General features: G+C 65.7%; 10 protein-coding genes. 5 read left to right on the top strand and 5 right to left on the bottom strand.

Features of this window, described 5'->3' with window-relative positions:
* The first annotated feature begins 1 nt into the window (after position 1).
* On the top strand, positions 2–643 hold the full coding sequence (locus tag IB229_RS09735) for an FMN-binding negative transcriptional regulator (protein WP_192327585.1): 642 nt from the start codon (positions 2–4) through the stop codon (positions 641–643).
* Positions 644–836: 193 nt separating this feature from the next.
* Here IB229_RS09735 and uvrD read toward each other — a convergent pair whose 3' ends face one another.
* Entirely contained in the window at positions 837–3,041 is a 2,205-nt protein-coding gene (gene uvrD / locus IB229_RS09730; protein WP_192327582.1) for a DNA helicase II, read from the bottom strand.
* A 187-nt stretch (positions 3,042–3,228) separates the two neighbouring features.
* On the opposite strand from uvrD, the gene IB229_RS09725 reads away from it, so the two are divergent.
* Positions 3,229–6,108 carry an EAL domain-containing protein gene (locus tag IB229_RS09725; RefSeq protein ID WP_192327579.1) on the top strand — a complete coding sequence of 960 codons (2,880 nt, stop codon included), beginning with the start codon at positions 3,229–3,231 and terminating at the stop codon, positions 6,106–6,108.
* 97 nt (positions 6,109–6,205) lie between these two features.
* On the top strand, positions 6,206–6,613 hold the full coding sequence (locus IB229_RS09720) for an SMI1/KNR4 family protein (protein ID WP_192327577.1): 408 nt from the start codon (positions 6,206–6,208) through the stop codon (positions 6,611–6,613).
* 37 nt (positions 6,614–6,650) lie between these two features.
* On the opposite strand, the gene IB229_RS09715 is transcribed toward IB229_RS09720, so the two are convergent.
* Positions 6,651–8,414 (bottom strand): cation:proton antiporter, encoded by a 1,764-nt coding sequence (locus tag IB229_RS09715; RefSeq protein WP_192327574.1) that lies wholly within the window; start codon positions 8,412–8,414, stop codon positions 6,651–6,653.
* A 185-nt stretch (positions 8,415–8,599) separates the two neighbouring features.
* Positions 8,600–9,247 carry a GntR family transcriptional regulator gene (locus IB229_RS09710; protein ID WP_192327571.1) on the bottom strand — a complete coding sequence of 216 codons (648 nt, stop codon included), beginning with the start codon at positions 9,245–9,247 and terminating at the stop codon, positions 8,600–8,602.
* A gap of 205 nt (positions 9,248–9,452) precedes the next feature.
* Between IB229_RS09710 and IB229_RS09705 the strand changes: the two genes are divergently transcribed.
* Both IB229_RS09705 and IB229_RS09700 read left to right on the top strand, forming a co-directional pair.
* On the top strand, positions 9,453–10,844 hold the full coding sequence (locus IB229_RS09705) for an aspartate aminotransferase family protein (protein ID WP_192327568.1): 1,392 nt from the start codon (positions 9,453–9,455) through the stop codon (positions 10,842–10,844).
* 115 nt (positions 10,845–10,959) lie between these two features.
* Complete coding sequence (locus IB229_RS09700; protein ID WP_192327565.1) at positions 10,960–12,327, top strand: glutamine synthetase family protein; 1,368 nt, start codon at positions 10,960–10,962, stop codon at positions 12,325–12,327.
* Between the two features lie 138 nt (positions 12,328–12,465).
* Here IB229_RS09700 and IB229_RS09695 read toward each other — a convergent pair whose 3' ends face one another.
* Positions 12,466–13,056 (bottom strand): NADPH-dependent FMN reductase, encoded by a 591-nt coding sequence (locus IB229_RS09695; protein ID WP_192327562.1) that lies wholly within the window; start codon positions 13,054–13,056, stop codon positions 12,466–12,468.
* Positions 13,053–13,904 carry a sterol desaturase family protein gene (locus IB229_RS09690; protein WP_192327559.1) on the bottom strand — a complete coding sequence of 284 codons (852 nt, stop codon included), beginning with the start codon at positions 13,902–13,904 and terminating at the stop codon, positions 13,053–13,055. Before IB229_RS09690 ends, IB229_RS09695 begins: the two co-directional genes overlap by 4 nt.
* Positions 13,905–13,964 lie beyond the last annotated feature (60 nt).

Raw genomic sequence — 13,964 nt, 5'->3', positions numbered from 1 at the left:
CATGTACGTTCCCAAGACCTTCGCCCAACACGATACCGCCACGCTGCACGGGTTCATTGCGCACACGCCATTGGCGATCGTAGTGACCAACGGTGAGCAGGGGCTGCTGGCCAGCCACCTGCCGTTGCTGCTGGTGCAGGACGAAGGCGAACACGGCACGTTGTACGGTCACTTCGCTCGCGCCAACCCGCAGTGGCGCATCTTGCAGGCTGGGGAGGAGGCACTGGTGGTGTTTCAGGGCGCGGAGGCCTATGTCAGCCCGAGCTTCTACCCGGCCAAGGCCGAGCACGGCAAGGTGGTGCCGACCTGGAACTACCAGGCGGTGCATGCCTATGGCCGCGCCGAGGTGTTCGATGATCGCGAGCGCCTGCTGGCGCTGGTCAGTACACTGAGCGACCGGCATGAGCGGAATCGTGAACGGCCGTGGGCGGTGAGCGATGCACCGGCGGCGTACATCGACAGCATGCTGCGCGCCATCGTCGGCTTCGCCCTGCCGATCAGCCGACTCGAAGGTCAGTTCAAGCTCAGCCAGAACAAGGACGCGGCCAACTTCCGCGGCGTGCAACAGGGGCTGCAGCAGTCCGAGCGGCCCAGCGAGCAGCAGATCGCGCAGGCGATGGCCGCGTTGCAGGCAGACGCGTGAGCTTTAGTTTTCTTGTCGGGTGTAGCTCGCAGGTTTGAACCGTCCTGCGGGATCAGAGGGCTTTCGGCCTGGCGCAGCCGAGCATCAGCGTTTGTAGGGTGAGTCGCGCTTCACTGCCCCACTGTGCCCGGCTTCGGTGGATGAACAGCGCGTAATTCATCCTAGGAAATCAAGCTGCGGCACCCGCGTCGTTTTACAGCGCTTCCAGCTTGGCGTAGCTGAGCATCAGCCACTTGCTGCCCTCGCTCTCGAAGTTGACCTGCACCCGTGCCTGCGCGCCGCTGCCTTCGAAGTTGAGGATCACACCGTCGCCGAACAGCGCATGGCGCACGTGCTGGCCGAGGCGGAAACCGGTGTCCGGCACTTCGGCGTTGGCGAACATGCTGCTGGTCGCGCTGCTCGCGCCGGCACCGCTGTACGGACGGCTGACGCTGTTGCTCAGGCGCACTTCCTGAATCAGCGCCGGCGGAATCTCGCGGACGAAACGCGACACCTTGTTGTAGGTCTCGCTGCCGTAAAGGCGGCGGGTTTCCGCGTAGCTCAGCACCAGGTGCTGCATGGCGCGGGTCACGCCGACATAGGCCAGGCGGCGCTCTTCTTCGAGACGGCCGGGCTCCTCCAGGCTCATCTTGTGCGGGAACAGGCCTTCTTCCATGCCGACCAGGAAGACCATGGGGAATTCCAGGCCCTTGGCGCTGTGCAGCGTCATCAGCTGCACGCTCTCCTCGTGCTCGTCGGCCTGGGTGTCGCCGGCTTCCAGCGAAGCGTGGGTGAGGAAGGCCGCCAGCGGCGACATGTCCTCTTCCTCGTTGTTTTCGAAGTTGCGCGCAGCGCTGACCAGTTCCTCGAGGTTTTCCACCCGGGCCTGGGCCTTTTCGCCTTTCTCGGCCTGGTGCCAGGCGATCAGCCCGCTCTGCTCGATGACGGTCTGGGTCATCAGGTGCAGCGGCATGCTCAGCACCTTGGCCGCGAGGTTCTCGATCAGCTCGCTGAACACTGCCAGGGCACCGGCGGCGCGGCCGGGCAGTGCTTTGTTGGCAATCAGCTGCTGCATCGCCGCCCACATCGACAGGTCGCTGTGGCGCGCGTGTTCGCGGATCGCCTCGATGGTCTTCTCGCCGATGCCGCGGGTCGGCACGTTGATCACCCGTTCCAGCGCAGCATCGTTGTGCCGGCCGTCGATCAGGCGCAGGTAGGCCACCGCGTTCTTGATCTCGGCGCGCTCGAAGAAGCGCTGGCCGCCGTAGATGCGGTAGGGGATGCGTTCGCGCAGCAGGGCCTCTTCCAGCACCCGCGACTGGGCGTTGGAGCGGTAGAGGATGGCGATCTCGCTGCGTGACAGGCCGGTCTTCAGCGCACGCTCGATGCTCTCGACCACGTAGCGTGCTTCGTCGTGCTCGTTGAAGGCGGCGTACAGGGTCAGCGGCTCGCCGTCGTTGCCGTCGGTCCACAGCTCCTTGCCCAGGCGCCCGTTGTTGTTGGCGATCAGGGCGTTGGCGGCCTTGAGGATGCCGGCGGTGGAGCGGTAGTTCTGCTCCAGGCGGATCATCTGCGCGTCGGGGAAATCGCGGTCGTATTCCTGGATGTTCTCGATCTTGGCGCCGCGCCAGCCGTAGATCGACTGGTCGTCGTCGCCCACTACCATCAGGCTGTCGCCGCCCTGGGCGAGGAAACGCAGCCAGGCGTACTGCACGGCGTTGGTGTCCTGGAACTCGTCGACCAGGATGTGGCGGAAGCGCTTCTGGTAGTGCTGCAGGATGCCGCCCGGGTTATCGCGCCACAGGTCGAGGGCGCGCAGCAGCAGTTCGGCGAAGTCGATCACCCCGGTGCGCGCGCAGGCCGCTTCGTAGCCTTCGTAGATCTTCAGCATGGTGGCGAGGTACAGATCGCCGCCGGCCTGGATGTTTTTCGGCCGCAGGCCTTCGTCCTTCTGGCCGTTGATGAACCACTGCGCCTGCTTGGCCGGCCAGCGCTGCTCGTCGAGGCCGAGGTCGCGGATCACCCGCTTGACCAGGCGCTGCTGGTCGTCGGAATCGAGGATCTGGAAGTTCTCGGCCAGCCCGGCTTCGCGCCAGTGTGCCCGGAGGATGCGGTGCGCCAGGCCGTGAAAGGTGCCGACCCACATGCCATTGGGATTGAGGCCGAGCATCTGCTCGATGCGGTGGCGCATCTCGGCGGCGGCCTTGTTGGTGAAGGTCACCGACAGGATGCTGTAGGGCGAGGCGTTGACGATCTGGATCAGCCAGGCGATGCGGTGCACCAGCACGCGGGTCTTGCCCGAGCCGGCACCGGCCAGCACCAGCTGGCGACCAAGCGGAGCGGCCACGGCCTGGCATTGCGCGTCGTTGAGGGAGGCGAGGAGAAGTTCTGGGTCGAAACGGGCGGGATCATTCTGCATCGCGGCATTCTACGGGCCGAGGTAGGGGGCGGCAAACCGTGACTGGATGCGACTGTTCAGTCAGCGTACAACTGTGCTGCCACCGGTCGATGCTCGCTGTTAAATTGCCAGCATATGGCTTGGGCGAGCGCTCTAGCTCGGGTATGCTCCGGCAATAGTCAGGCAAACCATTACAAGAAAATCGCCTATGACCACTGCTTCAAGGAACGCCACGGGCTCCGTACCAGTGGACGATTCGCGCGCCGTTCGTCATCAGTTCGCCACCGAGTTATCGGTAGAGCGGACCCGTCTGCTTTATCAGGGATCGCAGGTCCCGACCCTGTTCATGCTGCTCAATGCCTTGGCCTGTGCCGGCCTGCTCTGGGGTGAACAGCAGACGCTGCTGCTCGCCGGCTGGCTGATCTGGGTGGTGTTGCTGGCCGTATTGCGGCTGATTCAGGTCGCCGCCTTCAACGCCGCGCTGCCGTCGCGTCAGGCCAGCCCGCAGTGGCGTCACATGTTCCTGCTCGGTGCCGGACTGTCCGGGCTGACCCTGGCGTTCGCCGCCATCGTTCTGGTGCCGGCCGACCACTTCCTGCTGCAAGCGCTGCTCTATGGGCTGATCGCCGCGGCGATCCTGTCTGCCAGCGTGGCGTATGCCGTCAGCCGCTCGGCGTTTCTGGTGTTTTCCCTGCCGTGCCTGGCGCCGTCGATCGTCTACCTGCTGCTCAGCAGCGATTCGCGCCAGCAGGGCTGGGGTGCCCTCGGCCTGATTCTGCTGCTGAGCCTCTGGGTCGTGGCCTGGCAGGTCAATCTGCTGGTCCAGCGCAGCCTGCTGCAGCGCTTCCAGAACCAGACGCTGATCGAGCGCCTGGAGTACGCGCGCAGCAGCGCCGAAGCGCTGAACCAGGAGTTGGCCCGCGAAGTGGAACAGCGCCGCCGTGCCGAGCGCGACCTGCGCCAGGCCCATGACGAGCTGGAAATTCGCGTGGCCCAGCGCACTCTCGAGCTGGACGACACCAGCCACGCCCTGGGCAAGAGCGAAACCCGCCTGGCCCTGGCCCTGGAGGCCAGCGAACTGGGCCTGTGGGACTGGGACCTGAAGACCGACGAGGTGCACCACAGCCACCTGGAGGCGATTTTCGGCATCAGCCAGGGCGATGTGAAAGGCGTGCTCAGCCACCTCAAGCCGCGCCTGCACCCGGACGACCTGCCGTTGCTGCGCCGGGCGCTGGTCGAGCACCTCAAGGGTCGCACCGAGGACTACACGGTGGAGTACCGCGTGCGCCATGCCAGCGGCCGCTGGCTGTGGGTGGAAGACCGCGGCCGCGCGGTCGAGCGCGATGCCGACGGCAAGGTCCTGCGCATGCTCGGCACCCGTCGCGACATCACCGCGCGCAAGGGCCGCGATGAAGAACAGCGCCTGGCCGCGACGGTGTTCGAGGCCGCCAGCGAGGGCATTGTCATCCTCGATGCCGATTACCTGCTGCTGTCGGTCAACGACGCCTTCACCCAGGTCACCGGCTACCGCAAGGACGAAGTACTCGGGCGTAGCGTCGCCACCCTGGTCAGCAGCCCCGAGGCGCGCCGCCAGTACCAGAAGATTCGCCACCAGCTGGAGCAGAGCGACAGCTGGCGCGGCGAGCTGATGGAAACGCGCAAGAACGGTGAGCTCTACCCGCAGCTGCTGCAGCTCAACGTGGTGCGCGACCCCCGTGGCCGGGTCAGCCACATCGTCGGCTTCTTCGCCGACCTGTCGTCACGCCGCGAGGCCGAAGAGCGCCTGCGCTACCTGTCGCACTACGACGAACTGACCAGTCTGGCCAACCGCACGCTGTTCCGCGAGCGCCTGCACGAAGCCGGCGAGCTGACGCGGCAGAACGGCCGCAGCCTGGCCTTGCTGCACATCGACCTGGACCGCTTCAAGCTGCTCAACGACAGCCTCGGCCACGAAGTCGCCGACCAGCTGCTGCGGCAGATGAGCCGGCGCCTGACCCAGGCAGCGTCCGAGGCGAACACCATCGCGCGGCTGTCCGGCGACGAGTTCGCCATCCTTTTCGACGACTACGGCAGCCTGTCCAACCTGGCGCGCCTGGCCAGCCGCCTGCTGAGCAAGCTGCGCACGCCGATGGATGTTGGCGGTCACGAACTGGTGGTCAGCGCCTCCGTCGGCATCAGCCTGCTCCCGGAAAACGCGCGGGAAATCTCCGCGCTGATCAGCCAGGCCAACATGGCCATGCAACACGCCAAGCACCTGGGCGGCAACACCTTCCAGTTCTACACCGAGAACCTGCAGGCCTGCACCCTGGAGCGTCTGCAGTTGGAGAACCAGCTGCGCAAAGGCATCGAGGAAGGCCAGCTGGAGGTGTTCTATCAGCCCAAGCTGAGCCTGGCCGACGACAGCCTCAATGCCGCCGAAGCGCTGGTGCGCTGGCGCCACCCGCAGATGGGCCTGGTGCCGCCGGGCGAGTTCATCGGCCTGGCCGAGGAGACCGGGCTGATTGCGCCGATCGGCGAATTCGTCCTGCGCCAGGCCTGTCGCCAGGCGCGCGAATGGCAGCTGGCCGGGCTGGCCGACCTGCGCGTGTCGGTCAACCTGTCGGTGCACCAGTTGCGCCAGGGCAATCTGGTCAGTCTGGTGCGCCAGGTGCTGGAGGAAACCGGCCTGCCCTCGCACCTCCTGGAGCTGGAGCTGACCGAAAGCCAGCTGCTCGACAACGTCGAGAACGTCATCGCCACCTTCCAGCAGCTGCGCGACCTCGGCGTGAAACTGGCGATCGACGATTTCGGCACCGGTTACTCCTCGCTCAGCTACCTCAAGCGCTTCCCGGTGGACTGCGTGAAGATCGACCAGACTTTCATCCGCGATCTTTCCGCCAACGGCGAGGACGCCGCAATCACCCGCGCGATCATCGCCATGGCCCACGGCCTGGGCCTGAAGGTGGTCGCCGAGGGTGTGGAAACCCAGGCGCAGATGGACTTTCTCAAGCTGCAGCGCTGCGACGAGATCCAAGGCTACCTGATCAGCCCGCCGATCCCCGCCGACCAGTTCGCCAGCCTGCTGCGCGACTACGCGGCGCTCTGCTGAGAGGCACGCGCAGTGCTAGGGTTTTAGCATCATGACCAATGGATTAGGTGCGGATGGGGTATAAAGCGCGCCTTGCCAAGCGAGAGGATCTGCGGCCGTGGAAGAAGTCATCGAACAACTGCGTGAACTGAACGAACCGGTACCGGTGCCATTGGAGCTGCCCGAGGAAGAAACCCTGGTGGAAATCCAGGAGCAGATCCTCATCCACCTGCCCTTCGAGCTGCGCGAGTTCCTGCTCAAGGTCAGCGACGTGGTCTACGGTCGCCTGGAGCCGGTCACCGCCAGCGATCCGCATTCGCACACCTACCTGCCGGAAGTCGCCTCGGTGGCCTGGGACCTCGGCCTGCCACGCGACCTGGTGCCGCTGTGCCAGGACGGCCGTGACTACTACGCGGTGGATGTCGAAGGTCAGGTGGTGCTGTGGGACGGCGACGAAGGCGAGCTGACCGATGAGATCTGGGACTCGGTCTGGCACTGGGCGCGCGACGTCTGGCTGGAAAGCTGAGCACGTCTCAGGCTAGCGGAGCCGCCCCACACAAGGACTAGCGGTGATGGCTATCCTGGTTGTTCTCCAGCGTTTCCATCAGAGCGATCTGCATGCGCGAGTGCACGCGGATGAACCAGCGGCGTAGCAGGACGATCACGCCCACCGCCAGCAGGCCGATCACCAGCAGCAGTTCGGTGGTCGGCAGGATGCTCGCCGACAGTGCCATCAGCAGCAGCATGATGCCGGCCAGCGCCAGCAGCGGGATCAGCTCGGAAATTACCCGGCGCACACGCACCGTGTGGCGCCCGGCTTTCTCCGGGCGCACGCCCATCTCCGCCAGAAGCATCGCCAAAGCCTTGAGCTTGCGGTAGGCAGCGATCAGGAACGGCAACGACAGCAGCAGCGCGCCGCCCCAGACCAGGCCCTTCTGCAGGTTGTCGTGAATGATCCAAGGTTGCAGCGACTGCGCCAACGGGCCGGCGAACCAGGCGCCGGCGAGGAAGATCGCCACCACCAGCGACAGGTTGATCAGCACCTGCAGGATGATCTTGCGGATCATCCCGGCGAGTATCGCGTTCTGTCCCTGCGGCTGGATGCTGCGCAGCCAGTCGCCGTACATGCCGAACACCCGCGCCGCGCCCGCTGGCATGATCCGCGCCAGGCGATGCGAAAGTGGATCGGCGGCGCGGATCAGGTACGGCGTCGACAGTGTGGTCAGGGCGGACACGGCCACCGCCACCGGGTAGAGGAAATCGCTGGTGACCTGCAGGGTCATGCCCAAGGCGGCGATGATGAAGGAGAACTCGCCGATCTGCGAAAGGCCCATGCCGACCCGCAGCGAGGTGCGCCCGTCGTTGCCGGCGATGAAGGCGCCGACGCCGCAGGAGATGATCTTGCCGAAGATCACCGCCAGGGTGATGACCACGATCGGCCAGGCGTACTCGATCAGCACGCCGGGGTCGATCATCAGGCCGATGGCGACGAAGAAGATCGCGCTGAACATGTCGCGCACCGGCTCGATCAGGCGCTCGATCTGCAGCAGCTGACGCGACTCGGCCATGATCGCGCCGATCAGGAAGGCGCCGAGCACCATGCTGTATTCCAGCTTGACCACCAGCAGGCAGAAGCCGAAGCACAGGCCCAGTACGGTGACCAGGAGCATCTCGTTGCTTTCGAACTTGGCCACGTAGGCGAGGATGCGCGGCACCAGCAGGATGCCGATGACCAGCGCGACGATCATGAACAGGCTGAGCTTGCCGACCGTGGCGAACACTTCGCCAGTCTCCACCGAGCCGCTGACGGCGATGCCCGAGAGCAGGGCGATGATGCCGATGCCAAGGATGTCCTCGACGATCAGTACGCCGAAGATCAGTTGGGCAAAGCGCTCATTCTTCATCTTCAGGTCGCCAAGCGCCTTGATGATGATGGTGGTCGAGGAAATGGCCAGGATCGCGCCGAGGAACAGCGAATCCATGGTGCTCCAGGCGAAGAACTGGCCGATTTCGAAGCCGATCCAGATCATCAGGACGATTTCCAGGCCAGCGGCGATGAACGCCGTGGCGCCGACGCTGAACAGCTTGCGCAGGCTGAATTCGAGGCCCAGGCAGAACATCAGGAAGATCACCCCGAGCTCGGCGAGCGTCTTGATCGTGTCTTCGTCGTGGATCAGGCCGAACGGCGGTGTGTGCGGGCCGATGATGAACCCGGCGAGGATGTAGCCGAGTACCACCGGCTGTTTGAAGCGGTGGAACAGCACCGTCACCACGCCCGCTACCAGCATGATCACCGCCAAATCCTGAATGAAGCTGATGGCATGCATGGCGGTGGTTCCTCGATGGCTGGGCAGGCATGACCTGCGACGGTTGCTCGCTTGGCTCGGAGAGCCGGCAGGGAATGGGATACAGGCGCGCGGACAACGATGAAAACGGCGCTGCCCGGGCAGATTAACATCCACGCCCGGAGCGCCCCACGGCGGCAATATTCCGAAACAGTTGCCGCGCTGACCTAGCCCTGTTCGCGCTCCAGCAGGCTGAGGAGGAAGTCGGCGAAATAGATCAGGTCCTGTTCCATCGCCTTGCGGGCGGCGGGGCCGTCGCCGGTTTCGAGGGCGGTGAAGGCGTCTTCGTGGAAGTCATTGAGGCGTTGCGCCAGGTCGTCTTCGCTGAACAGGCGGTTGAAGAACGGGCCGACCTGCAACCACAGCGATTCGATCATGCGCAGCAGCACCGGATTGTCGGCAGCACGGTACAGGGTGAGGTGGAACAGACTGTTGGCGCCGAGGTAACCCTGCACATCGCGGGCGCTGATGGCGCGCTCCATCTGGGCCACGCAGTCGCGCAGCACGACGATGTCGGCTGGCTGGATGCGCGCGGCGGCCTGTTCGACGGCCAGCCCTTCGAGGGTCAGGCGGACCTGGAAGATCTGCCGGAAACGTTCGGGCGTCATCACCGGCACCCGCACCGAGCGCTGTTGCTCGCCTTCCAGTGCGCCCTCGGCGACCAGGCGCTGCAAGGCGGCGCGCACCGGCATCGGGCTGGTGCCCCATTCGCTGGCCAGGTCGCGGATCTTCAGCCGCTCGCCGGGCTGGAAGCGTCCGGCCAGCAGCGCTTCGCGGATGCGCTGGTAAAGGTGCTCCTGCAGGTTATCCGCCATCGTCTTGCCTTACGCTCGGTGTCGAGTCTTTGTGTACAGTTGTTCGCCGAGTGCGCAGTCTGGCGACGTCGCAGCACTCAGGCAAGCCCACAGGACCGCCATTTTCCAACGCGCCAGCGATTATCCGCGAGCCTGACGCATTCGCCTATTGACTTGTTTGTGATCACAAACAACGATGTGCAGAAATTCGAACGAGGTGTTCAACATGACTTCCAGCGGCATCGCCGAACAGGCTGTCGAGGCCTTCGCCACGCGTGAGCGCGCGCGCTTTCTGCAGCAGAACCCGAAGTCCGTGGCGCTGGCCGAACGCGCCCGGCACTCGTTGTTCGGCGGCGTGCCGATGCACTGGATGAGCGACTGGTCGACGCCCAGTTCGCTGTTCGTCAGCCGCGCCAAGGGCGCACGTTTCTATGATGTCGATGGCCACGAGTACATCGACTTCTGCCTCGGCGACACCGGCAGCATGTTCGGCCACTCGCCCGACCCGATCGCCAAGGCCATCGCCGAGCAGGGCGCCAACGGCCTGACCACCATGCTGCCCGGCGAGGACGCGGTGATCGCCGGCGAGCTACTCGCCGAGCGTTTCGGCCTGCCGTTCTGGCAGGTGGCAACTACCGCCACCGACGCCAACCGCTTCGTTATCCGCTGGGCCCGCGCCATCACCGGACGCAAGGTGCTGCTGGTGTTCGACGGCTGCTACCACGGCACCGTCGATGACGTGATGGTGCGCTGCCGCGACGGCCGCACCGTGCACCGCAGCGGGCTGATCGGCCAGGCACGCAACCTGGCCAAGACCAGCCGCGCGGTGCCGTTCAACGATGTCGCCGCGCTGGAAGCGGCGCTGGCCCAGGGCGATGTCGCCGCCATTCTCTGCGAGCCGGCGATGACCAACATCGGCATGGTCCTGCCCGAGCCGGGCTTTATGGCCAGGGTCCGTGAACTGAGCAAGCAGTACGGCAGCCTGCTGATCATCGACGAAACCCACACCATCTCCACCGATCCCGGCGGCTGCACCCGCGCCTGGGACCTCAAGCCGGACTTCATCACCCTCGGCAAGCCCATCGCCGGCGGTGTGCCGTGCTCGGTGTACGGCTGCAGCCACGAAATGGCCCAGGCGATGCAGCTGGCGCGGCAGCATGCCAGCGAGGCCAGCCACGGCCATGGCCACAGCGGCATGGGCACCACGCTGTCGGCCAATGCCCTGGCCATGCACTGCATGCGTGTGAACCTGGAGCAGGTGATGACGCCCGCGGCCTACGGGCACATGCTGCCGCTGGCCGCGCGCCTGGCTGCCGGCCTGCGTCAGCTGATCGGCAAGCACGACCTGCACTGGTCGGTGACCGAGCTGGGCGCGCGCTGCGAATTCCAGTTCTGCGCCACGCCGCCGAAGACCGGCGCTGAGGCCGAAGCGGCGTTCCACGACAGTCTGCAGATGGCGTTGCACCTGTATCTGATCAACCGCGGCATCCTCATCACGCCGTTCCACAACATGACCCTGTGCTGCCCGGATACCAGCGCCGCCGATGTCGACCGTCTGCTCGCCACCCTCGACGAGGCGCTGACCGAGCTGCTGGCGATTCCCGGCGCGCGCCTGTAAGTCGCCCTCGGGTTGCTCTCGCCCCCTCTCCCGCGGAAGAGGGGTGGAGGTTGATTGATCGCTCCCACGTCTGCGTGGGAACCATCGAATCCTATATGACGCCAAGGACACTCCCATGCAATTCGCCAACCCTCAGGAAGCCCGCGACTTCCTCGCCGCGCACCCCGACGTGCGCAGCATCGAGCTGATGCTGATCGACGCCAATGGTATTCCCCGCGGCAAGCTGCTGCACCGTGACGAGCTGCTGGCGATCTACGAGAACGGCCGCCCGCTGCCCAGCTCGATCCTCGCCCTGACCATTCAGGGGGAAGACGTCGAGGCCACCGGCCTGGTCTGGGAAGTCGCCGATGCCGACTGCTGGACCTACCCGCTGCCGGGCAGCCTGACCCTGCAACCCTGGCGCGCCACGCCTACCGGCCAGTTGCAGGTGAGCATGCACCCCAGCCAGGGCCTGCCCGCCACGCCGGCCGACCCGCGCCATGCCCTGGTGCGCGTGATCGAGCGTCTCAAGGCCGACGGTTTTCACCCGGTGATGGCGGTGGAGCTGGAGTTCTACCTGCTGGACAAGCAGCGCGATACCAGCGGTCGACCACAACCGGCGCTGCAGATGAATGGCGTGCGCCCGCAGGCACCGCAGGTCTATGGCGTCTATGAGCTGGAACAGCTGCAGCCGTTCCTCGACGACCTGTATGCCGCCTGCGAGGCGCAGGGCCTGCCGGTACGCACGGCAATTTCCGAGTACGCGCCGGGCCAGGTCGAGCTGACCCTGGAGCACCGCTTCGACGCGCTGCAGGCCATCGACGAGGGCATCCGCTACAAGCGCCTGGTCAAGGGCGTGGCCAACAAGCACGGGCTGCAGGCCTGTTTCATGGCCAAGCCGTTCGGTGACCTGGCCGGCAGCGGCCTGCACATGCACGTCAGCCTGGCCGATGCGCAGGGCAACAACCTGATGGCCAGTGACGATCCGCAGGGCACGCCGCTGCTGCGTCACGCCATCGGCGGGATGATGGCCACGCTGCTCGATGCCCTGGCGATCTTCTGCCCCAACGCCAACTCCTTCCGCCGCTTCCAGGCCAACAGCTACGCGCCGCTGGCCAAGAGCTGGGGGGTGAACAACCGCACCGTGTCGTTCCGCGTGCCGGGCGGACCGGCCAATAGCCGGCACATCGAACATCGCATCTGCGGCGCCGATGCCAACCCGTACCTGGCCGCCGCGGCGATCCTCGCCGGCATCCACCACGGCATCCGCGAGCAGATCGACCCGGGCGCCGCCATCGTCGGCAACGGCTACGAGCAGGCCACTGAGTTCCTGCCCACCGACTGGCTCACGGCGCTGCGCGCGCTGGAGCACTCCACCTGGGCCAAGGAGGCGCTGGGCGAGGAATTCCTCAAGGTGTTCCTGGCGATCAAGTGGACCGAATACCGGCAGTTCATGGGCGAGGTCGGCGAGCAGGACTGGCGCTGGTACCTCAACCACGCCTGAGCGGCTACTGCGCGAAGCCGGGCGTTGTTGGTGACGTACGCGAAATGCTTATTGGCGGTCAGCCAACTTCGTGTTTCGAGCACGTCCCCGCCTGGCCAGACCTTCGCTCGTTACGCTGTTGCTCTGAGCCCCTGCGCCTCACATGCCGTTGCCGAACTGCGGTTCGCTCCAGTCGATGCGCCGCGGCATGTCGCGCAGGGCATCGGTGTAGTGCAGGAGCACGTCCAGGGCCCAGTCGGCGCGCTGGCGGATGCGCAGGTCGTCGGCCTCCGCCGTCTGTTCGTCGTTCATCACCGCCTCGACCTGGCGCACTATCAGCTGTTCGGGAATGAAGCAGATGCGGCAGTTCTTGTAGCTGAAGGCGCGCAGCTCGGAGAGCGGATAGGCGCCGCCGCCCCCGGACGACACGCCCACCAGCAAGGCCGGCTTGTGCGCCAGCTCGGCGCGCCCGGCATAGAGGAAGAAGTTCTTCAGCGCCGGGCAGGCCATGCCGTTCCATTCCGGGCTGAGCACCACCAGCGCTTCGGCCTGACGCAAGCGCTCGGCGATTCCCGGCCAGGTCGTCACGGGCTCGGCAACCGGCCACAGCGGCAGCGGCTCGTGGCCCAGGTCCAGCACTTCGCACGTCACCTCGCGGCGGCGCAGGCGCGCCGCCAGGTAATGAGCGACCTTGGCGCTCTGGCTGTCGACCCGGCTGGAGCCGGCGACCAGGATGATCTTCGCACTCATTGCGCTACCTCCTCGGCCTTCGCCTGGGGCTGCGCCTGCGTAGTGCGCACCAGCGGCCAGAACAGCTCGCTCTGCCAGCTCACCGGCGCCATGTCTTCGATACCGTAGTGCGCGGGGCGGCGACGGGTGATCTTGGCGCTGCCGAATAGCACGTCCCAGAAGAACAGCAGATTGCCGTAATTGCCCTTGTAGTGGGTCACGCCGTCGTCGGCGTTCAGGCCGTGGTGGGCCGAATGGGTGGACGGCGTGGAGATGGTCCGCTCGAGCAGCCACATCAGCGGGCGCAGGGCCGGGATGCGATAGAGCTTGTCGTCCCACGCCACGCTGCTGTGGGCACCGAAGATCACGCACATTTTGAGGATCAGGTAGACGTAGTAGACCGGCGCCAGGCCCAGGTAGATCAAAACTGCCGACAGCCAGATACCCGGCATCAGCAGGTAGTAGAAGCTGTTGTTGCGGTAGACGATGCGGATGCTCATGTACGGCGCCGAGTGGTGCGCGCGGTGCAGGTTGTAGAGAAACGGCACCTTGTGGCTGAGCCGATGCCACCAGTACTGGGTCATGTCGTCGAACAGCAGGAACAGGGCGAAGCCGGCGATGAAAGGCAGGCCCGCCAGGGCGCCGCGCGCCTGCGGCGCAAGCTCGCCGAGCAGGTGGTCGGAGAGAAACATGATCAGCGGGAACGTCGCGCCCAGCAGCAGGCTGGAGCCGATCACCTCGATCAGCGCATCGCGGCGCTGCCCGCGCGGCTGGCGGAAGCAGCCCACGGCGAGTTCGAGGAGGATGAAACCGAGGAAGATCAGACTGACCACGGCGATGGGATTGTTGGCGATAGAGCTGGGGTTCATGGCAACCTCTTGTTGGAATCCCGGCCTACCGGGTTGCCTGTATCAGATGCCAAGTCGACG

This window comes from Pseudomonas sp. PDM14, assembly GCF_014851905.1.
In the GTDB taxonomy this organism is placed as follows: Bacteria; Pseudomonadota; Gammaproteobacteria; order Pseudomonadales; family Pseudomonadaceae; genus Aquipseudomonas.
The sequence above is the reverse complement of the archived record's forward strand: the minus strand, read 5'-3'. Positions and strand labels throughout refer to the sequence as shown.